Here is a 22,325-nt window from a genome sequence, read left to right as displayed (position 1 = left end):
CTACTTCTGCAGCACCGACAGATCCTGCTCCGCCTCCGGCACGGCCACCGTCCCCCGGTCGTCGGGCAGGGTCTGGACCGTGAACGCCGGGACGCCGTCCTGCGTCGCGGCCAGGGTCCGGGACGCGTGGACCGGGCCTCCCGAAACCCGCTCCACCGTCAGTGCGTACGTGCCCTTGAGGCCGCTCGGCACCGGTACCTCGACGTCCTGCGTCGTGCCCGCCTTGACCGCGAACGTCTTCGACACCGTCCCGCCGCCCTCGGTGCCCGCCGACGCCGTGACCTTGACCTGCGCCGACTCCCCCGGCGCCACCAGCGACAGGGTCACGCCCTTCCCGGTGTTGCCGACCGACGTCGCGCGCGTGCCCACGGCTCGCGTGGCGGGGATGTACGCCGTCTCCTGGGCGGCGCCCTTTCCGCGCACCACCTGCACGGCGGCCACCACGGGCACCGCCTGGTCCGAGGGGGTCAGGACCAGGGACCCGGGCTCGCCGCGCGTCACGTCGCCGAGGTCGACGGCGGTCGTCATGCCCGACTTCACGTGGAGGGTCTCGTTCCCGGCCGGGGTGATCAGCCCGTTCGGCGAGGCGAGGCGCACCTTGAGGTCCGCGTCGGCGTCGCCCGGTGTGAACGCGATCAGGCGCACCGCCGTCGCGTCCTTGGGGATCCCCGGGACGACCAGGCTCCCCGCCGGATCGGCGGCCGCCGAGAGCCAGTCGCCGCCCGCCTTGTCGTCCAGCGCCTGCACCGCGGCGCCGACCCGCCCGCTGCGGACGTTCACATGGACCGTGAGGTCCGCCTCCTCGGCGTCGGTCAGCGTCGACAGCAGGATCGGCTCGCTGGACCGGGGGGCGACGGTGATGCCCTCGCCCACGGTGGACTGGAGCGCCCCGTCCTTGCCGTACAGCTCGATGTCCACCACGGCGGCGGATTCGTCAGGGTTGGTCAGGTGCGCGTAGTCGGTCCGCCCGCCGGCCGTACTGGCCCCCGGGAACCAGAAGTCGGTGTCCGGGGCCGAGCAGTTGAGCCCGAGCAGCCCGCGACCGGTGCCGGCCGCGACCTCGGTCGTCTGCTGCACGGTCCAGCCGGGCGCGAACTTCCCCTCCGCCGTGCCGATCAGCGCGGGCGCCTCACCCCCCGAGGTGTCCCCGGAGACCGGCGAGCCGGGCTCCTTGGGCTTCAGCACCGGCTTCTCGTCCTTGCCGCCGCCGGCGGGCAGCAGCTCGCCCTTCCCCTCGCCTCCCGTGCCCTCGGTGACCGGGGTGAAGGACGAGTACGTCGTCTCGGCGAGGTCGGAGGTGCTCGGCGCGGGGCAGGCCAGGCTTGAGCGCTCCACCGGCAGCTGGGCCGCGGCCTGGGCGGTGTCCGTGCCGGTCGCCTCCGGGGCGGAGAGCGTGGCGAACCCGGTGACGGCGGCGAGCGCGCCAACGCCGGCGATCAGGGACAGGGTGGTGCGGTTCACTGCTGACTCCCGTCGGGGCGCTCGTCGCCGCTGCCATGCGGGTGCTGCTGCTGCGCCGGGTCGTACGCCGGGTCGTAGCCCTGCGAGTACTGGTCGTAGGGCTGCTCGTACGCCCCCGGCTGCTGCTGTCCGTACGCGTACGGGTCGTACTGGCCGCCCTGGTAGGGGTCCGCCTGGTACTGGTCGTTCTGGTACTGATCGTTCGGGTATCGGTCGTTCTGGTACTGCTCGTTCCGGTACGGCTGCCCGTAGCCGTCCGCGGGGTACTGCTGGCCGGCGCCCTGGTACTGCTCGCCGCCGTACGTGCCGTACTCGGCGCCCGCGTAGGTGGCCGTGTCGTACTCGCCGTAGGCGGGCTGCTGCGGGACCGCCACCGGGGTGTCCTCCGGTGCCGGAGACGGGAACTCCTCGTCCCGGGCGGCCTCTTCGGCCTCGGCCTGCGCGCGCAGACGGCGGGCCCGGCGGCCCTCGCCGGCGACGGCCTGTGCGGGGACCACGGGCTCCTCGGGAAGGTCGTCGTCGACGTCGCGGCGACGCCCGGGCAGGGCCAGCACGACCAGGACGACGGCGAGGAAGCCCTGCGCCCACAGCCAGGCGGTGTGGCCGATCGGGTCGTCGTAGGTGACGTCCAGGGTGCCGCCACCGGCGGGGAGTGCGAAGCCCTGGGCCCAGCCGTCGACGGTGGTGCGGGTCAGCGGCTTGCCGTCGAGAGTGGCCGTCCAGCCGTCGGACGCGGCGTCCGCGAGGCGCAGGATCCGGCCGTCGCCGCCGGCCGGGACCTCGGTGTGGATCTCGACGGGTCCGGCGGCGACCGGCTGCGGGGCGCCCGAGCCGGAGGCCGGGACGACGACCGCGCGCGCGACCTGGCGGTCGACCCGCCACAGGGCGCCGCCGTCCTGCTGGCTGAGCCGGCTCAGGCCGGGCGTGGCGTCGAGGACGCGGCTGACCTCGCGGGGCGCGCCCTTGTGCACGAGGACGTAACGCACGGCGAAGTCGCCGAGCTGGTCGGCCTGGTCTGCGCCGGACCCGGCGACGAGGTTGGCGACGACCTTGTCGAGCGCGGCGTTGCCGCCGTCGGCCGCGGCGAGTTCGGCGTCGCCGAGGCGGGCGCCGGAGCCGCGGACCAGGGTGTAGCCGACGTGGGCGGCGGAGTCGCTGTCGAGGACGAGGGTGCGGGCCTGGTCGCGCGTGCCGCTCTCCTCGGCGACGAACGCGGGCACCTGCACCGGGTCGCGACGCTCCACGGGTCCGTCGGCGCCGCGGATCATCCAGCCGGCGGCGACGAGCAGCGGGCCCGCGAGCGAGGCGAAGGCGATCAGCGCGGCGACCGGCTGGCGCCATCCGAAGCTCTGCTCGGCCACGCGCGTGCGCCCTCCCTCGGCGCCGATCACGGCGGCCGCCAGAAGCGCGATGCCGTACACGAGGGTCGCGGGGCCGGCCCAGGCGGAGCCGTTGGACAGCACCGCGAGGACGAGGCCCACCAGGGCGACCGCCCAGGCCGACCAGATGCCCCGCCGGCGCTCGCCGCGCAGCAGGGCGGCCAGCGCCGCCAGCACGATGCCGATCAGCATCAGGCCGCTGACCGTGCCCGGCCCGCCCGGGCTGGCGCCGAGCAGGTCGAGGGCGGAGGCGGCCGAGGCGCCGTACTCCAGGCCGGCCTCGCGGAAGAAGCCGAACGGCAGCAGGGACAGCGACCAGGGCGCCAGCACCAGCAGGGGCGTGCCCAGCTGGGCCAGGAAGCGCAGCCCGTAGGCGGCGATGTCGCCGCGGTGCACGGCGAGCAGCCCGACACCGAGGATCAGCGCCACGGGCCATACGATCGGCGTGAACGCGGTGGTGACCGTCAGCAGCAGGGCGTAGGCCCAGGTGGCGCGCCAACTGCCGCGCGCACCGGAGGTGTTCGCGAGGCCGCTCGCCGCGACGGCCGCGCGCGCGAGCAGCGGCAGCAGCACGGCGAGGACGGCGGTGCCGAGCCGGCCACCGGCGAGGGCGCCGGTGGCGGCGGGCAGGAAGGCGTACGCGACGGCGGCCCAGGCGCGCAGCAGCCGGGACTCGACGAGCGGGCGGGAGGCGAAGTACGCGGTGAGTCCGGCCAGCGGCACCGAGCAGACCAGCAGCACCGTGACCGCGAGGCCCGTGGAGCCGAAGAGCGTGGAGGCCAGCATCGCGACCAGCGCGAGGTACGGCGGCGCGGAGCCGTCACCGCCGGCGCCCACCGGGTGCCAGGAGTCGAGGTAGCGCGACCACAGCTCGCCGGAGTCGGCGGGGGCGGGAAGCAGGGCGCCGCCCGCGAGGGAGCCGCCGCCGAAAAGTTCGCGGCAGGCGGCCAGCGAGACGAGCAGCAGGACCAGGAAGAGCATCGGTGCGGGGTTGCGGGCGATGCGCTTGAGGCGGGCGAACTGCTCGATCTCCAGGAAGTCCGCGTCGTCGCCGCCGGGCCCGGAGTCGACCGCGCCGCCGTGCCGTCCGGCACCGGAGGTGACCTCCGGGTCGGAGCTGCCGAGGACGCTGCTCGCCACCTGTTCGACGGTGGCCCGCACCGTCGCGCCGGGCGGCGGGAAGAGGGGGCGCAGCTCGCCCTTGTCGACCATCGGCCGGCCGCGTCCACGGCGGCCCGCGATGATCCGCTCGGGCCGCAGGAGTACGCCCATCAGGCCGCGGATCTCGTCGACCGCCTGCCCGGGCACCTTGCCGACGAGGTAGGCGACGGTGCGCAGCAGGGTGCCGAGGACCAGGCGGAGCAGCACCCAGGGCAGCGTGGCCGAGCGGGCGTTGACGAGGAGGGTGTAGACGGCGCCGGCCTTGTCGACCTTGTGCGGGGAGGCGGTGGTGCGGCCCGCGCAGTCGACGGCGCGGCGCTCCCGGGAGGCCGCCTCGGCGTGGCGTACGACCGCCTCGGGGGCGATGAGGACGCGGTGCCCGGCGGCCTGGGCGCGCCAGCACAGGTCGACGTCGTCACGCATCAGCGGCAGCCGGCGGTCGAATCCGCCGAGCTCGTCGAAGACATCACGCCGGATCAGCATCCCGGCGGTGGACACCGACAGCACGGTCCGTACGTGGTCGTGCTGGCCCTGGTCCTGCTCGCGGCGGTCCAGGCCGGTCCAGCGGCGGCCGGAGTTGGCGATGCTGACGCCGACTTCGAGGAGCTGCCTGCGGTCGTACCAGCCGCGCAGCTTCGGGCCCACGACGGCCACGTCGTCGCGGCCGAGTTCGAGTTCGTTCTCCACCACCCGCAGCAGCTCGGCCAGCGCGTCGGGTTCGGGTGCGCAGTCGTCGTGCAGCAGCCACAGCCACTGCACGGGCTCGCCGTGCGGCAGCTCGGGCATGTCGTAGGCGTCGTCGCGCCAGGTGCGCGTGACGGGGTCCCAGCCGCTCGGCCGCTTCAGGTACGGCAGCTCCTCCGGGGTGAGGAACGGCGCCGTGCGGTTGACCTCCTCGACGGCCTGGCCGAAGCCGGTGCGCCGGGCGAGGTGCAGGACGCGGTCGGGGCCGAGCGCGTCGGTGACCTGCTGCGCGGAGTCGTCGGCGCTGCCGGTGTCGGCGCCCATGGCGAACTGAACCGGCCGCTCCTGGCCGAGCAGCCCGGCGAGCGCGTCGGGCAGCCAGCGGGCGCCGTCGTGGGAGACGAGGACCGCGGTCACCACATGACGCGGGAACTCTGGTGTGGCAGCGGCATCGTGATGGGCTGCCGTGTGGCTGTGCACGGACATCGAGGTACGGGCCCCGGTTCGGTGGACTGCGGTGGACACCTGTGCCGTATGGGGGCGGCGGGGTGTCTCGGACGAGCGCCCACACTATCGGCTGCCCATGACGACGGCCCGCCGCCTGTGGACAACCCACCCGCGACGGGCCGTTCGCCCCGTATGTACGAGGACGACGCATGCCGTTGGGTCAGACCGCCGCCTTCTTCAGGCGGCGGCGCTCACGTTCGGACAGACCGCCCCAGATGCCGAATCTCTCGTCGTTGGCCAGGGCGTACTCAAGGCATTCGGAGCGGACCTCGCAGGCGAGACAGACCTTCTTGGCCTCGCGGGTCGAGCCGCCCTTCTCGGGGAAGAAGGACTCGGGGTCGGTCTGGGCGCACAGCGCGCGCTCCTGCCAGCCGAGTTCCTCGTCCGCGTCGTCGACCAGCAGTTGCTGCACCAGCTCGGTCATGTGCGCCCCTCGTCTGTCTTTCGCGTCCCCGTGATGTAGCCGTTACCGATTTCCGGCTGAACGACACGAGTGAAATTACAAGTGTGCTGCTCCGGGCGAGTCAAGCCGAGATCTGCTATTGAGCCCCTTATTCACTCTGCGGAACCAAGGCCGTGCGGAAAGTGTTCAAATCGCCATAAACCTTGACACGCTGTTGGGGCCCGGGAGGCCATCGGCCCCACGCAAGCCCTGTACGGAGAAGGACGCCCAGTGGCTCAATCTCGTTCCGACGCGCGCATCGAAGCGAACCGGATCACATTCGGATCACGAGATCACCACGAGGCTTACGCGCCGGTTGTGCGCCATGTGTCCCGGTCAACGCATGAGCAAACCTTTCAGCTGAGTGATGAACCGGAACAGGTGAAAACATGTCCCACATATCGGGCGTCGAGTTGACAGTGAAGGTGTGAGCCGCTCTCCTAGTGGGCATGCTCGCGAACTTGGCGCCCACCTCGACCCGCTCCGCCGGGTCCCTCGGTGCTGCCCACGCTCGCCGTAGCTGTTGTTGCTGTTCCAGCTGTTGAGCCCAACGCGCTCCGGCTGCCCCTGAGTCCACCGCGACTCGGCTGCTGTTCCCCACGCCCGCACCCGGGCGCCCCTCACGCCCGTGACCCGGGCGGACGGTCGTGACATCCAGCCCCACCTCTTCCCGCCGAGGAACCACCGCATCCCATGAACAGCGACAGCGACCTCCAGATCGCCGGCGACATCCTCGAAGTCCCGCACCTGCTCCAGGCCCCGCGCGAGCACCCGGCCACCGTCGCCGAATTCGTCGGCCTGGCCCGCTCCATCGCCGCCGACCGCGCCCAGTGGGAGCACCTCGTCCGGTACGACGCCACCAGCCGCTGGTACCACCGGCTGCGCACCGGCCCGGGTTACGAGGTCTGGCTGCTGTCCTGGGTGCCGGGCCAGGGCAGCGGACTGCACGACCACGGCTCCTCCTCCGGCGTCCTCACCGTCCTGGAGGGCACCCTCACCGAGCGGACGGAGCGGGGCACGCGCGTGTGGGAGCCGAGTGGGCAGCTGGTGTTCGCGCCGGGCTATGTGCACGAGGTGCTGAACGACACCCTCGAACCGGCGGTCAGCCTGCACGTCTACTACCCGGGCCTCACGGAGATGCCGATGCACACCCCGCAGTGCACGGCCCTCGCGGAGCTCCCGTAACCGCGTGCCACGTTGTCGTACCCGCCTGCAACACTTGCTCCATGCGGATTGTGGTTCTGGCAGGCGGCATCGGCGGTGCCCGGTTCCTGCGCGGTCTCAAGCGGGCCGTGCCGGACGCGGACATCACCGTCATCGGCAACACCGGTGACGACATCCACCTCTTCGGGCTGAAGGTCTGCCCGGACCTCGACACGGTGATGTACACGCTCGGCGGCGGCATAAACGAGGAGCAGGGCTGGGGGCGGGCCGACGAGACCTTCCATCTGAAGGAGGAGCTCGCGGCGTACGGCGTGGGGCCGGAGTGGTTCGGCCTCGGTGACCGGGACTTCGCCACGCACATCGTGCGGACGCAGATGCTCGGCGCCGGATACCCGCTCAGCGCGGTGACAGAGGCCCTCTGCGACCGCTGGCAGCCCGGCGTACGGCTCATCCCGATGACGGACGACCGCGTCGAGACGCACGTGGCCGTGACCCTGCCCCCCAGCGGCTCCGGCGCGGGCGAAGGCGAGCGCAAGGCGATCCACTTCCAGGAGTACTGGGTCCGGCTGCGGGCCTCGGTCCCCGCCCACGCGGTCGTGCCGGTCGGCGCCGAGCAGTCCAAGCCGGCGCCGGGCGTGCTGGAGGCGATCGCCCAGGCGGACGTCATCCTCTTCCCGCCGTCCAACCCGGTCGTCTCGGTCGGCACGATCCTGGCCGTGCCGGGTATCCGCGAGGCGATCGCCGACGCCGGGGTGCCGGTGGTCGGCCTCTCCCCCATCGTCGGGGACGCGCCGGTGCGCGGGATGGCCGACAAGGTGCTCGCCGCGGTCGGCGTGGAGGCCACGGCGGCGGCGGTCGCCGAGCACTACGGCTCCGGGCTGCTCGACGGATGGCTCGTGGACACCGTGGACGCGGGCGTGGTGGAGCGGGTCGAGACGGCGGGCATCCGCTGCCGGGCCGTACCGCTGATGATGACCGAAGAGGAGGCGGCCGCGCAGATGGCGCGTGACGCCCTGGCGCTGGCGGAGGAGGTGCGGGCGTCATGACCGGTTACCGGGTCTGGGCGGTGCCCGGCCTGCCGGAGGTGGCGCCGGGCGACGACCTCGCCAAGCTGATCGCCGCCGCCGAACCGGGTCTGGCCGACGGGGACGTGCTCCTCGTCACGTCGAAGATCGTCTCCAAGGCGGAGGGCCGGTTCGTCCAGGCGGACGACCGGGAGGCCGCGATCGACGCGGAGACGGTGCGGGTGGTGGCCCGGCGCGGGCCGCTGCGCATCGTCGAGAACCGGCAGGGCCTGATCATGGCGGCCGCCGGTGTGGACGCGTCGAACACGCCCGGCGGGACGGTGCTGCTGCTCCCGGAGGACCCGGACGCCTCGGCGCGGGCGATCCGCGAGGGCCTCCGCGACGCGCTCGGCGTCGACGTCGGAGTGGTCGTCACCGACACCTTCGGGCGGCCCTGGCGCGCGGGGCTCACGGACGTGGCGATCGGCGCCGCCGGTGTGCGGGTGCTCGACGACCTGCGCGGCGGCGTGGACGCGCACGGCAACCCGCTCAGCGCCACCGTCGTCGCCACCGCGGACGAGCTCGCCGCCGCGGGCGACCTGGTCAAGGGCAAGGTGGCCGGGCTGCCGGTCGCCGTCGTGCGCGGCCTGGCGCACACGGTGGCCGGGGGCGACGGGGAAGGGGCGCGGGCACTGGTACGGAGCGCACGTGACGACATGTTCCGGCTGGGCACGTCGGAGGCGGTGCGCGAGGCGGTGACCCAGCGGCGTACGGTCCGGTCCTTCACGGACGAGCCCGTTGACCCCGGCGCGGTACGCCGCGCGGTCGCCGCGGCCGTGACGGCACCGGCGCCGCACCACACGACGCCGTGGCGTTTCGTCCTGCTGGAGTCGCCCGGGTCGCGGGCCGAACTGCTGGACGCGATGCGGGACGCCTGGATCGCGGACCTGCGGCGGGACGGCAAGACCGAGGAGTCCATCGCCAAGCGCGTCAAGCGCGGGGACGTCCTGCGCCACGCGCCGTACCTCGTGGTCCCCTGTCTGGTCATGGACGGCTCGCACACCTACGGGGACGTGCGGCGTGACGGGGCCGAGCGGGAGATGTTCGTGGTCGCCGCCGGGGCGGGCGTGCAGAACTTCCTGGTGGCGCTGGCCGGGGAGCGGCTGGGTTCGGCCTGGGTGTCGTCGACGATGTTCTGCCGGGACGTGGTCCGGGAGGTGCTGGGGCTGCCCGGCGACTGGGACCCGATGGGGGCGGTGGCGGTCGGTCATCCGGCGGAGGAACCCCGGCCGCGTCCGGACCGGGACGCGGGCACGTTCATCGAGGTGCGGTGACCATGCCCCTCGGACGCCTACCCTCATAGGGCACCTTGTCCTCTCTCCCCTGGGGGATCACCTTCGTGGCCGGCCGTTTCGCTCCGCGCCCCACGCGTACGACAGTGCGCGGCGGGGAGGTCGCCGTGCCCGCGGGCGTGCCACGGCAGGCGGCGCGGGCGGCGGCACGGGTGCGGACCTGGGCGCCCGACGGCCCGCTGGAGCTTGGGCTGGCCCTGGGACCACTGCGGCGGGGCCCCGGCGACCCGACGTTCCGCACGACGCCCGACGGATCGGTGTGGCGGGCCTGCCTCACCCCGGCCGGGCCGGGGACCCTGCGCGTGTCGGCGCACGACGGTCAGGTGCGCGGCGAGGCGTGGGGTCCCGGTGCGGACTGGCTCCTCGACCAGCTCCCCGACCTCCTCGGCGCCTCGGACGACCCGTCCCGCTTCGCCCCACGGCACCGGATCGTCGCCACCGCCCGCCATCGGCGGCCCGGGCTGCGGCTGGGACGGAGCGGCCTCGTACTGGAGTCCTTGATTCCGTCGATCCTTGAGCAGAAGGTCACGACCGACGAGGCGTACCGGGCGTGGCGGTTGCTCGTCCGTAAGTTCGGCGAGCCGGCGCCGGGGCCGGCGCCCGGGGGCATGCATGTGATGCCGGGGCCGCGGACCTGGGCGCTGATCCCCTCCTGGGAGTGGCACCGGGCCGGCGTCGACGACAAGCGGGCGTCCACGATCCTGCGGTCGGTACGGGTCGCTGCGCGGCTTGAGCAGGCGATGGGCATGGAACCCGCGGCCGCGCGGGCCCGCCTGGAGGTCGTGCCCGGGGTGGGGCCATGGACGTCGGCGGAGACCGTCCAACGCAGCCATGGCGCACCGGACGAGGTGACCGTCGGGGATCTGCATCTGCCGGGGATCGTCGGCTGGGCGCTGGCCGGGGACCGGGACGCGGACGACTCCGTGATGCTGTCCCTGCTGGAGCCCTACGCCGGACAACGGCATCGCGCGGCCCGACTCATCCTCCTCAGCGGCAGGGTCCCCCCGAGACGAGCCCCCCGAATGCCTCGCGGCGACATCGGCCGCCTGTAGCCTCGCCGGCACGGCCCTGCGGGTGCTGAGGCCGGGGCGATGCGCAACCCGGCGCGACGGGGGTGCCGCCCGCGCCCACCCGTGCCGCCCCAGGCGGCACGCATGCCCGCGGCGTGCGCGGCCCGAATGCCCGCGGCGTGCGCGGACCGGCTGCCCGCGGCGTGCGCGGACCGGCTGCCCGCAGCCAGGCGGATGGCGCAGCCGGACACACGAAGCCGCACCCGCCTCCGGCGAGAAGACCAGCGCACCGGGGGGACCCGCCCACGGCGGCAAGCCCGGACCACGAGGGGCACCCGCCCACGGCGACAAATCCAACACACCAGGGCAGCACCCGCCCCCGGCGACAAGCCCGCCCCACGAGAGCCGCACCCGCCCCCGGCGAGAAAGGACCCTGCCCACAGAGCCACACCCGCCCCCGGCGAGAAGGGGCCGTGTCCACGGAGCCGCAGTCGCGAACGGCGGGAAGGGGGCGTGTCGGGGGGTGTCCGCCCGCAGCGGTTGGCGTCGACACGGGTGCGTCGGTAAGGGACCGATTCCGCGCCGTTCGAGGACGGACCCCCCGGCACGGCCCCGACCCACCCCCCGGACAGGAGGCGCCGCAGCGACCCGGCACGCTCTCAGCCTGACTACTGGTCCGACGAGAACCGCACCGCACCCCCCGGAATCCGCACGTCGCACCACACCCGCGCGCCCTCGCGCAGTTCGTTGTCGGGCCCCACCACCGCGCCGTCGCCGATGACCGTGCCGGTGAGGACGGAGCGTCGGCCGACGCGGGCGTGGTTGCCGATGAGGGAGTCGGTGATGACGGCACCCGGCTCGATCACGGCGCCAGGCAGGATCGTGCTGCCGAAGACGCGCGCGCCCTCCGCGACGAACGCCCCCTCACCCACCACCGTGCCGCCGGCCAGCTTCGCGTCCGGCGCCACCCTCGCCGTGGGCAGGACGAGACGGTCACCGCAGCGCCCGGGCACCGCCGGGGAGGGCGCCCGGCCCAGCACCAGGTCCGCCGAGCCCCGCACGAACGCCGCCGGCGTCCCCAGGTCGAGCCAGTACGTGGAGTCGACCATCCCCTGCAGGTGCGCGCCCGCCGACAACAGCCCGGGGAACGTCTCCCGTTCCACCGACACCGGCCGGCCCGCCGGGATCGTGTCGATGACCGACCGGCGGAAGACATAGGCTCCCGCGTTGATCTGGTCGGTGACGATCTCCTCCGGCGTCTGCGGCTTCTCCAGGAACGCCGTCACCCGCCCCGTCTCGTCCGTCGGCACCAGCCCGTACGCCCGCGGGTCCGTCACCTGCGTCAGGTGCAGGGACACATCCGCGCCGGTCGTCTCGTGCGTGCGCACCAGCGCCCTGATGTTCAGTCCGGTCAGGATGTCGCCGTTGAAGACGAGGACCGGATCGTCAGGGCCGGAGTGCAGCCGCGACGCCACGTTCCGGATCGCGCCACCCGTACCGAGCGGCTCGTCCTCCGTGACGTACTCGAGGTGCAGCCCCAGCGACGAGCCGTCCCCGAAGTGCGGTTCGAAGACCTCCGCCAGATAGGACGTGGCGAGCACGATGTGCTCCACGCCCGCCGCCCTCGCCCGCGCCAGCTGATGCGTGAGGAACGGCACCCCCGCCGCCCTGACCATGGGCTTGGGCGTGTGCACCGTGAGCGGGCGCAACCGGGTGCCCTTGCCGCCGACCAGGAGGATCGCTTCTGTCACCTGTCGTCTCTGCTTCCTGCCGGGACCGGCCGAACTGTCTTTCGGCCGGCCAGTGTATGCAGACCGATGTCCGGTGCCTTCGACGGCCGTACGCCCTCACCGAAAGCCCCCCTCTGAACACGTCCGCCCCGTATCTCCACCTAGTGGATCCGCCGAGCCCGCGACACGCCTCCCGGCCCTCACGGCCGCCCCTGGAGACGTGACGCCTGCTCACGGATGGATCCGAGCTTGCCGTACAGAACCCGTCCTGGGCAGTCCGTCGCGAAACCGTCCCGGTGCCCCGAGACGACATTCAGTCGTACGTTCGTACCTTTTTTGTAGAGGTTGCCACCCCCGGACTTCAGGTATGTCTTGCCTCCCGGATTGCTTCCGAAGAGCCCCAGCTTCCAGGCCGCCAACTGCCCCACGGCCTTCACCGTCGTCGCGGACGGTGAAGCGGTGTTGAACGTGCCGATAACGGCGATGCCCGTGCTGTCGTTGTTGAACCCGAGGGTGTGAGCCCCCATGACCGCCTTCGCCACGCCCCCGGCGCGTCCCTCGTAGAGGTTTCCGCACTTGTCGACGAGGAAGTTGTAGCCGATGTCCCGCCAGCCCATGCTCAGGACGTGGTAGCGGTAGATACCGCGAATGACGGACGGGGCCTGTGCGCAGGTGTAGTTGTTCCCGGTGGCGGTGTGGTGCACGAAGGCCGCCTTGACCGTCTTGGTGTAGAGGAACCCCTTCTCACGCACCTTCTCGTCCGCGCCCCAGCCGTGCCGGGTGGTGATGCGCGGACGCGGGCCGATGTACGGCTGGGCCAGCTGCTCCTGCGTCATCTCGCCGGCGCGCAGCACGAACAGCTCGTCCTCGGTGTCCGCCCGGCCCAGCGCGGGGATCTCGGTGGCGCCGAGCGGGGCGAGCAGGGCGTTGGGCTCCGCGGAGGCGGCGGTCTCCGCGCTGAGGGGACCGGTGAGCGGGGGGTCGTCGTCGGCACCGGCGCGCCGGGCGGTGCCGGCTGTGGCGCCTGCGGTGACGTCCGCGGTCTCCGCCCGTCCGGGGTCGACGAGTTCGAGGCGGAGGCCGGCGGGAAGCGGGGCGGCCGTCCGCCCGGCCGGGCTCTCGGGTCGGACCCGCACCTCCACGCCGTCGGAGTCCCCGACCCACAGCGGTGCGGTGGCGCCGCGGAGGCGGCCGGAGGTGGCCTCGGGGCTGCCCGGGTCGGGGGCGTGCTCGGCGGTGTGGGTCTCGACGTCCTGCCAGCCGGACCAGGCGCCGGTCCCGGCAGCCCGGGTACGGACCTGGACGCGGCCGTGCAGCGCGGTGTCCGGGTCGTCCCAGACGACACCGACGAGAGAGAACCGCCGTACGTCCTGGCGGGGCAAACCTTGTGCGGCGGGCGCGCCGGGGGCACGCTCACCGGCCAGGGGGACGAGGGGAATGGACTGGGTGCTGCCCGGCACTGCGGGCTGCACGGACCGGCCGGCGGCTTTGCCGGCCTCGGTGCCCGGTGCTGCCAAGGCGTTCGCGGGCAGGGTCAGGGGTAGGGAGAGGGCGGCGGCACACGTCACGCCGATGGAGGAAGCAAGGAGTCCACGCATGCTCCTGATCCTGGACATAGCCCTACAAATCTGTCCATCGGGGAATTGACACGCCGTCGGAACGGATTCGTCCGAACCGGTGGCCCCGCCACTCGATGCACGCCCGGCCGCGCGCGTACGCTTGCGCGGGTGAACGCCACCGATCGCACCCCTGCCGACCTGCTGCGTTCCGCGCTCGCCGCGGACCCCGCGCGCCCCCTGGTCACCTTCTACGACGACGCCACCGGAGAACGGGTCGAATTGTCCGTGGCCACCTTCGCCAATTGGGTGGCCAAGACGGCGAACCTCATCCAGGACGGACTGTCGGCCGAGCCCGGCGACCGGATCGCGCTGCTGCTGCCCGCGCACTGGCAGACGGCCGTATGGCTGCTGGCGTGTTCGTCGGTGGGCGCGCTCGCGGACATGGACGGCGATCCGTCGCGGGCGGACTTCGTGGTGGCCGGCCCGGGCCGGTTCGAGGACGGCCTCGCCTGCCGCGGCGAGCGGTACGCGCTGTCGCTGGCACCGCTGGGCCGGCGCTTCCCGTCGCCGCCGGAGGGATACGCCGACTACGCCGTGGACGTACCCACTCACGGCGACCGGTTCGCGCCGTACGCGCCGGTCGACCCGGAGGCGCCCGCGCTGATCGTGGCCGGGGCGGAGTACACCGGGGCCGAGGTCGTGGAGCGGGCGGCGGCCGACGCCCCCGGGCTGGATCTGACGGGTCCCGGATCACGGATCCTGTCCGCACTGCCGTACGACACCTGGGAGGGCCTGAGCGCCGGCCTGTACGCCCCGCTCTCGATCGGCGGGTCCGTGGTGCTGTGCCGGAACCTGGACCAGCTGGACGACGAGCCCCTGGCCAAGCGCATCGAGGCCGAACGCGTCACGGCGACCGCCCGCTAGAGCCTGTCCGCACCCGTTGCGGCACCTGGGGAGGGGCCCGTCCAACGCCCCCTCACGGGCGTCCCCTTGAGGAGCCCGGCGTCACCCGATCGGCCCACCACCACCCGCGCCCCCACCCCGTCCGGGTCATGGTCGTAGGAGCAGTAAGGGCGGCACGACACGCTCGGACCGTTCGTACACGCTCGTACTCCATGAGGGGTGGATTCCGTCGTGAGGGACACCGCAGGCATGCCATCCGGGGGCCCGGACGACAAGACGCCGGCGGTGGCTCTGGGGCCGGGCGCCGGGGCGTCGGCCTCCGGCGACGGGCTCATACGCCGGCGCCGGCGGCGCTGGACCTGCGGGGGGACGGTGGGGATGGTGGGGGTCCTGGCCGGCGCGCTGGTAGCCGGATGGGTCGTCTACACGAAGCTCGACGGGAACATCACGCCCGACGAGGCCGCGGCCGCCGAGCTCGCGCGCTATGAGCGGGAGCGGCCCACCGCGCTGGTGCGGGGCGCGCAGAACATCCTGCTCATCGGATCGGACTCGCGGGCCGGCGAGGGCAACGGCGAGTACGGGCGGGACACCGGGACCGAGCGCTCGGACACCACCATCCTGCTGCACCTGTCCGCCGGGCGGGGCAGCGCCACCGCGGTCTCCATCCCCCGCGACCTGATGGTGGACGTGCCGGGCTGCCGGCGCCCGGACGGCAAACGCAGCACCCCGATGTTCGCGATGTTCAACTACGCCTTCGAGACGGGCGGTTCGGCCTGCACCATCCGCACCGTCGAGCAGATGACGGACATCCGGATCGATCACCACGTGGTCGTCGACTTCAGCGGGTTCAAGAAGCTGGTCGACGCCGTCGGCGGCGTACGGATCTGTGTGGCCGAGCCGATCGTCGACAAGGAGGCCAAGCTGCGGCTGCCGGCCGGCCTCGTGACGCTCGACGGCGAGCAGGCGCTCGGTTACGTCCGCGTCCGCAAGTCCCTCGGCAACGGCAGCGACACCGACCGGATGGAGCGCCAGCAGCAGTTCCTCGCGGCCTTGGTGCAGAAGCTGCGCGGCAACGACGTCCTGCTGAACCCCGTGAAGCTGTATCCCGTCCTGGACGCGGCCACCTCGGCGCTCACCACGGACCCGGGCCTGGCAAGTCTGCGTGGTTTGTACGACCTTGTCCGTGGTCTGCGTGACATCCCCACGGAACGTGTGCAGTTCCTGACGGTGCCGCGGGAGTCGTACGCGGGCAATGCCAATCGCGACCAGTTGATGGAGCCCGCGGCGGAGCGGCTCTTCGAGCGGCTGCGTTCCGACGCGCCGGTACAGGTCTCCGGAAAGACCGTCCTGGATTTCGCCGGAAGCGCGTACGAAGGGAACGGCGGCACGGTTTCGGAGTCGAACGGTTACGGGGAGTACGCCGATTCCGTCCTCTCTCCCGCGTCTCCGGCACCCACGTTCAGCGGGAAGACCGCCGTCGAGGACGACTGCCGGTAAAGCGCGCACCAAGTCGTCGGACATTCGTTCCGGGAAATGGGCGGATTGCCCGGTTGTAGGGACGTGGAATTTGTCACCGTCGTCGCTCGACGTCGAACTGGGCGGATAGTGTGAGCGCTTCGGTGCACCCGGCCCCCGGCCACGCAGTCCATTTCCGGGGTCGCGCACTGTACGAGGTTTGTACGAGACCGAGCGCCTCAAGGGGGAAGGCGCCGCGTGGCCCCGACGGAGGATTCAGGCAACCGTGGACGCGCAAGGCCGTGGGCGGGCGGAGAACATCGATCCCGCAGACCAGTGGGTACTCAATCCGAACACCGGCGAATACGAACTGCGACTGAGCCCTTCCGCACCGCAGTCAACGGTTCCCGGCCCGCGCAGAGCAGGCACCCGCGGTTCCGGCGGAGCACCCCGCGCCCGGACCTCGCCCGCAGGGCGGGATAAGACCGGGCGGGAGCAGGCCGGAGGGGAGAAGCAGAGCGCGCCGGAGCGCGGTGAGGTGCCGGGTCAGCGCAGACGCCGTGGCGCGCCCGCCGAGCCCGCGGCCGGGCGACGCGGACGCCGGCCGGCGAAGAAGCCCAAGGCGCGCAAGGCCGTGCTGTGGACCGGCGGCGTCCTGGCCTTCCTGCTCGTCGCGGGGGCCGGTGCCGGATACCTCTACATCGAGCACCTCAACGGCAACATCACCTCCGTCGCCGACGACGGTGCCAGCACCGGTGGCTTCCAGAAGGACAAGGCCATCAACATTTTGCTGATCGGCACCGACAAGCGCACCGGCGCGGGCAACGAGGCCTACGGCGACTCGGGCAGCCCGGGCCACGCGGACACCACGATCCTGCTGCACGTCTCCAAGGACCGTTCCAACGCCACCGCGCTGAGCATCCCCCGTGACCTGATCGTGGACGTCCCCGACTGCCCGACCACACAGGAGGACGGCACCAGCGAGGTGATCCCGGGAACACCGGGCGTCCGCTTCAACACGAGCCTCGGCCAGAGCGGTCGTACGCCGTCCTGCACCATGCGCACGGTCACCGAGCTGACCGGTATCACGCCGGACAACTTCATGGTCGCCGACTTCAACGCGGTCAAGACGCTGACGACGGCGGTCGACGGCGTCGAGGTGTGTCTGGCCAAGGACATCAACGACACGGACTCCAAGCTCAATCTGCCGAAGGGCACCCACACGATCCAGGGTGAGCAGGCCCTCGCCTTCGTCCGCACCCGATACGCCGTCGGCAACGGCGGCGACCTGAGCCGGATCGGACTCCAGCAGCAGTTCCTCAGCGCACTGATGCGCAAGCTGAAGTCCAACGACACGCTCACCGACCCGTCGAAGATGCTGAAGCTGGCCGAGGCGGGCACCAAGGCGCTGACCGTCGACTCCCAGCTGGACAGCATCGGCAAGCTCAAGGACCTCGGTCTGGAACTGGGCAAGCTCGACACCAAGAACCTGACGTTCACCACCGTGCCGGTCATCGACAACCCGGCCGAGACGGTGAAGGCCACGGTCGTGCCCCACCCGACGACGGCGCCCCAGGTCTTCCAGATGATCAAGGAGGACGTCTCCTTCACCGAGGTCAAGCAGCAGAAGGCCAAGGAGAAGGCCGCGGTGGCCGCCCGGCTCAAGGGCAGCAAGGCCGATCCGGCCGAGGTGCGGGTGCGCGTCCTCAACGGCGGTGCCCCCTCGGGCAGCGCCCAGGAGACCCTCAACTGGCTGCAGAACGACGAGGGCGTCACGAAGTCCGAGAACGCGGGCAACGCCGACTCGGCGCTGAGCAGGACCACCCTGGAGTACGCGCCGGACCAGGCGGACCAGGCGCGCAGGCTGGCGGCCATCATGGGCCTGTCCGGGTCGGCGATGAAGCCCGGCGAGAGCGTCGACAACTCCCAGGGACTGCCCACGATGACACTGACGCTGGGCAAGGACTTCAAGGGCGCGGGAGTGTCGCTCACCGCTCCCGCCAAGGCGCCGGAGGGCGTCGAGAAGTCCACGGCGGACAAGGTCGTGTGCGCCGAATAGAAAATTGAGGGGTAACCCAACGGGTCCGTCGCGCGTCTGACTTGGCGCGGGGCGGACCCGTTCTCGATGGTGCAGGGTGGGAGGGCAGGCAGGTGGCGCAGAGCAGTGTGCACAAAGACGTGCCCGCGGTGGAGGGCACGGACCCGGGGTCCGTCGCCACGCGGGACGAGAAGCCGACGGCCACGCCCGGGGCGGACCGCCGCGGGCGGGGTGGCGGGGGCGGGCGGCGCGGGGGGCGCCGTGGCACCCCACGGCGGCCTCGCAGACGGCGCGTGCTGCGCTGGTCGGCGACGGTGCTGTCGGTGGTCATACTCGGGACCGCGGGCGCGGGTTATCTCTACTACCGGCATCTCAACGACAACCTGGAGACCGGCCGGCGCAGCGGCGGCGACTCCAAGGCCGAGAAGCCGCAGCCGAACGCGGCCGGGCAGACGCCGCTGAACATCCTGCTGATCGGCTCCGACAGCCGGAACTCGGCGGAGAACCTGAAGCTCGGCGGTTCCAGGAGCAGCGTCGGCGGCAAGCCGCTCGCGGACGTGCAGATGCTGGTGCACCTCTCGGCCGACCGCAAGAACGCGTCGGTCGTGAGCATCCCGCGTGACACCCGGGTCGACATACCCGCGTGCAAGGACCCGGAGACCGGCGAGACCTATCCGGCGACCAACCGGATCATCAACGAGTCCCTCGCCCGCGGCGGCCCGGGCTGCACGCTGACCACCTGGGAGAACCTCACCGGCGTTTACATCGACCACTGGATGACGATCGACTTCGCCGGTGTGGTGGACATGGCCGACGCGGTCGGCGGCGTCGAGGTCTGCGTGGAGCAGAACGTGTGGGACCGCCCGCTGCCGAGCGTGCCCGGCGGCTCCGGACTGAAACTGGCGGCCGGCACCCGGAAGGTGCAGGGCAAGCAGGCCCTGCAGTGGCTGCGCACCCGGCACGCCTTCTACAGCGACGTGGGCCGGGCCAAGGCCCAGCACATGTACATGAACTCGATGATCCGCACCCTGAAGCAGCAGAACGTCTTCACGGACACCGGCCGGCTGATGACCCTGGCCGAGACGGCCACGAAGGCGCTGAAGGTCTCGGAGGAGATCGGCACGGTCACAGCCCTGTACGACCTCGCCATGCAGCTGAAGACGGTGCCGACGAACCGCATCACCATGACGACCATGCCCACCGCCACCGATCCGCAGGACGCCAACCATCTGGTGCCGGCCGGGGCGGACGCCGAGCAGATCTGGTCGATGGTCCGCGACGACGTGCCCTTCGACAAGAACGGCAAGCCGTCCTCGAAGAAGCCGCGGGACCGGGACGAGAGCACCGGCAAGCCGTCCGGCGACCCGGCCGCCGACGACGCCGAGATCGGCGTGCTGGTGCAGAACGCCACCCGGTCCACCTCCGAGGGCGCGGTCGACGGGCGGGCGAGCGCGCTCGCCGGGGCGCTGGTGGCGAAGGGCTTCACACGGGCGGCGGCGGACACGACGGGCGGGCTGTCCATGGAGAAGACCGTCGTCCGTTACCCGAGCGCCGAGTTGGAGGGCGACGCCCGGCGGGTCGCCGAGTCCCTCGGGATCCCGACGAGTTCGGTGCAGAAGTCGACCGATGTCACCGGGGTCACGCTCGTCGTGGGCGCCGACTGGCGCGAGGGCACGACGTATCCGAAGCAGAAGGCGCCGAAGGCCGGCGACGTGCCCGAGTCGGCGGGCGCGATCAACGGGTCGGACCGCAGCCAGTGCATGGACGTGTACGCGCCCTACCGCTGGTAGTCGTGCCGGGGGGCGCGCCGGCAGGCACGCCCCCTGACGGTCACGCGGTGGCGGAGTCCCGCACGGCCGGGCGGCGGGACGCGATGACCCGCTTCGCCAGGGACTTGGGGCTGGTCAGGAAGCCGTACCCCCACGACATGTGCATCGTGGCGAGGGCCACGGGGATCTGGAGCCGTGCCTTCAGGGGCAGGCCCTTGCCCGCCGGTACGGAACCCAGGGCGATCGCCGCCAGATAGCCGCCGGGGACCAGGAGCCCCCAGGGCGTGAGAGCGGCGCCCACGACCAGACCGGCGGCGATCGCGCAGACGGCGGTCGGCGGGGCGAGGTAGCGCAGGTTGATGGAGCCGGAGTGGTAGCGGGCGACGACGTGCCGCCAGCGGCCGTAGTCCTTGTACTGCTTGGCCAGCGCCCGCACGCTGGGCCGCGGCCGGTACGAGACCCTGAGCTCGGGCGAGAACCAGATCAGCCCGCCGGCCTCGCGTATGCGGAAGTTGAGCTCCCAGTCCTGGGCGCGGATGAACTCCTCGTTGTACCCGCCCTGCTGTTCGAGGGCCGCGCGGCGGAAGACGCCCAGGTACACGGTCTCGGCGGGGCCCGCCTGTCCGCCGGTGTGGAACGCGGCGTTGCCGACGCCGATTTTGGAAGTCATCGCGGCGGCGACGGCGTGCTCCCAGTCGTTCTCGCCCTCGGCGTGCATGATGCCGCCGACGTTCTGCGCGCCGGTCTCCTCCAGGAGCCGCACGGCGGTCGCGATGTAGTTCGGGGAGAGGATGCCGTGGCCGTCGACGCGGACCACGACCGGGTGCCGGGAGGCCTTGATCGCGGCGTTCAGCGCGGCGGGTGTCCGGCCGGTCGGGTTCGGGACCGTGTGGACGCGGGGGTCCTCGGCGACCAGCTCGGCGGCGATCTCGTCCGTGCGGTCCGCGGAGGGACCGAGGGCGATCACGACCTCCATCTCGCCGGCGTACTCCTGGGCGAGGATCGCGTGGACGGCGCCGCGCAGATGCCGCTCCTCGTTGAGGACGGGCATGATCACGGACACGGCGGGGAGCTGCACGTCGGGCTTCGCGTTCATAGGGGGCTCACGTTACCGCGAACGGGGGACAGGGAGCCGCCCCGCCCGTGGCGGTGCACCGGTCCACAGATCGTATGGGCCTACGGTGCTGATGATCCCACGTACGGCCGTAGCGCCCGCTCCAGCGGAGGTCTTCCCATGCCCGCCTCGCCGCCTCGGTCCCCTGCCCGCCCGCAGCACCGCCCGCAGCCGCGTCGTGCGATGCGTCCGCCCGTACGGCGCAGGAAGCCGCGTTGGGCCATGCGGGCGGTCACCACGCTCTCCGTGGTGATCCTCGCCTCGGCCGGGATCGGGCACGCGGTGGTCAGCAGCCTGGACGCGGGCATCGCCCGGGTCGATCCGTTCAAGGACATGAAGAACCGGCCGCGCGCCGGGCACGGGATGAACGTACTGCTGGTCGGCACCGACGGACGGGACAAGATCTCCGAGGCCGAGCGGCGCAGATACCGGCTCGGCGGGGCGCCCTGCCACTGCACCGACACGATCATGATCGTGCACATCTCGGAGGACCGGGAGCGGGCCAGCGTGGTGAGCCTGCCGCGCGACTCCTACGCCGAACTGCCCCCGCACACCGACCGCAACAGCGGAAAACCGCACGCGGCGCATCCGGTGAAGCTGAACGCGGCCTACGCGGAGGGCGGGCCGCAGCTGACCGTGCGGACGGTCGAGCACATGACACGGCTGAAGATCGACCACTATCTGGAGATCGACTTCACCACCTTCATGCGGACCGTGGACGTCCTGGGCGGAGTGAAGGTCTGCACCGCCCGCCCGCTGAAGGACTCCCACACCGGCCTGAACCTCCCCGCCGGCACGCACCGGCTCTCGGGCGGCGAAGCCCTGCAGTACGTCCGCGCCCGCTACGTCGACGGCGCCTCCGACCTCGGCAGGATGCAGCGCCAGCAGCACTTCCTGGCCGGACTGATCGACCAGTCGACGTCCTCCGGGGTGCTGCTGAACCCGATGAAGTTCCGGGACGTGACCCGGGCCGTGCTGGGATCGGTGCGCGCGGACAAGGGCTTCGGCACGGACGAACTGGTGGACCTGGGCCGGGCGATGCGCAACTTCTCCCCGTCCTCCTCGGAGTTCACGACGGTCCCCATCGGCCGGATGGGATACGCCGTGAAGGGCATCGGCTCGACGTTGAAATGGGACCCGGTGAAGTCCGGCCGCCTCTTCACGGCCCTGCGCGACGACAAGCCGCTGGCCGCGGACCGGCCCAAGGACACCTCGGTCCGCGTGGACGTGGCACCTCAGCAGATCCGGGTCCAGGTGGAGAACGGCACGAGCACCCCGGGCCTCGGCCGCCGCGCGGACGCCGCGCTCGCGGCGACGGGCTTCGGCACCACCCGCCGGCCGACGAACTCCGCGACGCAGTCGGTGCGCCGGACGATCGTCGCCTACGACCCCCGCTGGGACCGCTCCGCGAAGTCGCTCGCGGCCGCCCTGCCGGGCAGCGAACTGCGGGCGGTCACGGGACAGGGGGCCACGCTCAAGGTGATCGTCGGGTCGGACTACCGGCAGGTGCGGAAGGTGAAGGCGGCGGATGTCCGCGAGGGGGAGTTCGGGGTGGTGCGGGGCGACGAGGTGAAGTGCTCCTAGCGCTCCGCC

15 protein-coding genes are annotated in these 22,325 nt (G+C 72.3%); 9 read left to right on the top strand and 6 right to left on the bottom strand.

Going from position 1 to position 22,325, the window contains the following annotated elements; all coding sequences use genetic code 11:
- From AB0O67_RS07935 to AB0O67_RS07925, 3 genes are all read right to left on the bottom strand, one after another.
- The gene (locus tag AB0O67_RS07935; RefSeq protein ID WP_365447347.1) at positions 1-1,461 is read right to left on the bottom strand and encodes a DUF5719 family protein; all 1,461 of its coding nucleotides are present in this window, start codon (positions 1,459-1,461) and stop codon (positions 1-3) included.
- A complete protein-coding gene (locus AB0O67_RS07930) occupies positions 1,458-5,171 on the bottom strand; it encodes a glycosyltransferase (RefSeq protein WP_365447345.1) in 3,714 nt (1,237 codons plus the stop codon). The genes AB0O67_RS07935 and AB0O67_RS07930 overlap by 4 nt, the downstream gene beginning before the upstream one ends.
- A 181-nt stretch (positions 5,172-5,352) precedes the next feature.
- A complete protein-coding gene (locus AB0O67_RS07925) occupies positions 5,353-5,616 on the bottom strand; it encodes a WhiB family transcriptional regulator (protein ID WP_003975777.1) in 264 nt (87 codons plus the stop codon).
- 711 nt (positions 5,617-6,327) lie between these two features.
- Between AB0O67_RS07925 and AB0O67_RS07920 the strand changes: the two genes are divergently transcribed.
- The 4 genes from AB0O67_RS07920 to AB0O67_RS07905 all read left to right on the top strand — a co-directional run bounded on the left by AB0O67_RS07920 (position 6,328) and on the right by AB0O67_RS07905 (position 10,206).
- Positions 6,328-6,819, top strand: coding sequence for a cysteine dioxygenase family protein (locus AB0O67_RS07920; protein ID WP_365447343.1), 492 nt, complete (start codon positions 6,328-6,330; stop codon positions 6,817-6,819).
- 41 nt (positions 6,820-6,860) lie between these two features.
- Complete coding sequence (gene cofD, locus AB0O67_RS07915; RefSeq protein WP_365447341.1) at positions 6,861-7,844, top strand: 2-phospho-L-lactate transferase; 984 nt, start codon at positions 6,861-6,863, stop codon at positions 7,842-7,844.
- The gene (locus AB0O67_RS07910; RefSeq protein ID WP_365447339.1) at positions 7,841-9,136 is read left to right on the top strand and encodes a coenzyme F420-0:L-glutamate ligase; all 1,296 of its coding nucleotides are present in this window, start codon (positions 7,841-7,843) and stop codon (positions 9,134-9,136) included. Before cofD ends, AB0O67_RS07910 begins: the two co-directional genes overlap by 4 nt.
- Before the next feature lie 65 nt (positions 9,137-9,201).
- Positions 9,202-10,206 carry a DNA-3-methyladenine glycosylase 2 family protein gene (locus AB0O67_RS07905; RefSeq protein ID WP_365447337.1) on the top strand — a complete coding sequence of 335 codons (1,005 nt, stop codon included), beginning with the start codon at positions 9,202-9,204 and terminating at the stop codon, positions 10,204-10,206.
- 626 nt (positions 10,207-10,832) lie between these two features.
- Here the strand turns inward: AB0O67_RS07905 and AB0O67_RS07900 are convergent.
- Positions 10,833-11,915, bottom strand: coding sequence for an NDP-sugar synthase (locus AB0O67_RS07900; RefSeq protein ID WP_365447335.1), 1,083 nt, complete (start codon positions 11,913-11,915; stop codon positions 10,833-10,835).
- 179 nt (positions 11,916-12,094) lie between these two features.
- The gene (locus AB0O67_RS07895) at positions 12,095-13,492 is read right to left on the bottom strand and encodes an N-acetylmuramoyl-L-alanine amidase (protein ID WP_365447333.1); all 1,398 of its coding nucleotides are present in this window, start codon (positions 13,490-13,492) and stop codon (positions 12,095-12,097) included.
- Positions 13,493-13,621: 129 nt separating this feature from the next.
- On the opposite strand from AB0O67_RS07895, the gene AB0O67_RS07890 reads away from it, so the two are divergent.
- The 4 genes from AB0O67_RS07890 (at position 13,622) to AB0O67_RS07875 (ending at position 19,639) form a co-directional block, all read left to right on the top strand.
- Entirely contained in the window at positions 13,622-14,377 is a 756-nt protein-coding gene (locus tag AB0O67_RS07890) for a TIGR03089 family protein (protein WP_365447331.1), read from the top strand.
- A 228-nt stretch (positions 14,378-14,605) separates the two neighbouring features.
- A complete protein-coding gene (locus AB0O67_RS07885; RefSeq protein ID WP_365447329.1) occupies positions 14,606-15,853 on the top strand; it encodes an LCP family protein in 1,248 nt (415 codons plus the stop codon).
- A gap of 244 nt (positions 15,854-16,097) precedes the next feature.
- Positions 16,098-17,870: an LCP family protein gene (locus AB0O67_RS07880; protein ID WP_365447327.1), complete on the top strand. Its 1,773-nt coding sequence runs from the start codon at positions 16,098-16,100 to the stop codon at positions 17,868-17,870.
- 92 nt (positions 17,871-17,962) lie between these two features.
- Complete coding sequence (locus tag AB0O67_RS07875) at positions 17,963-19,639, top strand: LCP family protein (protein ID WP_365447325.1); 1,677 nt, start codon at positions 17,963-17,965, stop codon at positions 19,637-19,639.
- Positions 19,640-19,679: 40 nt separating this feature from the next.
- Here AB0O67_RS07875 and AB0O67_RS07870 read toward each other — a convergent pair whose 3' ends face one another.
- Positions 19,680-20,714, bottom strand: a complete 1,035-nt coding sequence (locus AB0O67_RS07870; protein ID WP_365447323.1) for a glycosyltransferase family 2 protein — start codon at positions 20,712-20,714, stop codon at positions 19,680-19,682.
- Positions 20,715-20,852: 138 nt separating this feature from the next.
- Here AB0O67_RS07870 and AB0O67_RS07865 point away from each other — a divergent pair, with 138 nt between their 5' ends.
- Positions 20,853-22,316: an LCP family protein gene (locus tag AB0O67_RS07865; protein ID WP_365447321.1), complete on the top strand. Its 1,464-nt coding sequence runs from the start codon at positions 20,853-20,855 to the stop codon at positions 22,314-22,316.
- Positions 22,317-22,325: the final 9 nt, after the last annotated feature.

Origin of the sequence: Streptomyces sp. NPDC086077 (assembly GCF_040686175.1) — a bacterium.
Taxonomy (GTDB): Bacteria; Actinomycetota; Actinomycetes; order Streptomycetales; family Streptomycetaceae; genus Streptomyces.
This window is presented reverse-complemented; position numbering and strand designations above follow the sequence as displayed.

Bases quoted from the DNA above. Each gene is read 5' to 3' on its own strand.
- AB0O67_RS07930 (WP_365447345.1), bottom strand. From the start codon at position 5,171: ATGTCCGTGCACAGCCACACGGCAGCCCATCACGATGCCGCTGCCACA.
- AB0O67_RS07925 (WP_003975777.1), bottom strand. From the start codon at position 5,616: ATGACCGAGCTGGTGCAGCAACTGCTGGTCGACGACGCGGACGAGGAA.
- AB0O67_RS07920 (WP_365447343.1), top strand. From the start codon at position 6,328: ATGAACAGCGACAGCGACCTCCAGATCGCCGGCGACATCCTCGAAGTC.
- cofD (WP_365447341.1), top strand. From the start codon at position 6,861: ATGCGGATTGTGGTTCTGGCAGGCGGCATCGGCGGTGCCCGGTTCCTG.
- AB0O67_RS07910 (WP_365447339.1), top strand. From the start codon at position 7,841: ATGACCGGTTACCGGGTCTGGGCGGTGCCCGGCCTGCCGGAGGTGGCG.
- AB0O67_RS07895 (WP_365447333.1), bottom strand. From the start codon at position 13,492: ATGCGTGGACTCCTTGCTTCCTCCATCGGCGTGACGTGTGCCGCCGCC.
- AB0O67_RS07885 (WP_365447329.1), top strand. From the start codon at position 14,606: ATGCCATCCGGGGGCCCGGACGACAAGACGCCGGCGGTGGCTCTGGGG.
- AB0O67_RS07870 (WP_365447323.1), bottom strand. From the start codon at position 20,714: ATGAACGCGAAGCCCGACGTGCAGCTCCCCGCCGTGTCCGTGATCATG.
- AB0O67_RS07865 (WP_365447321.1), top strand. From the start codon at position 20,853: ATGCCCGCCTCGCCGCCTCGGTCCCCTGCCCGCCCGCAGCACCGCCCG.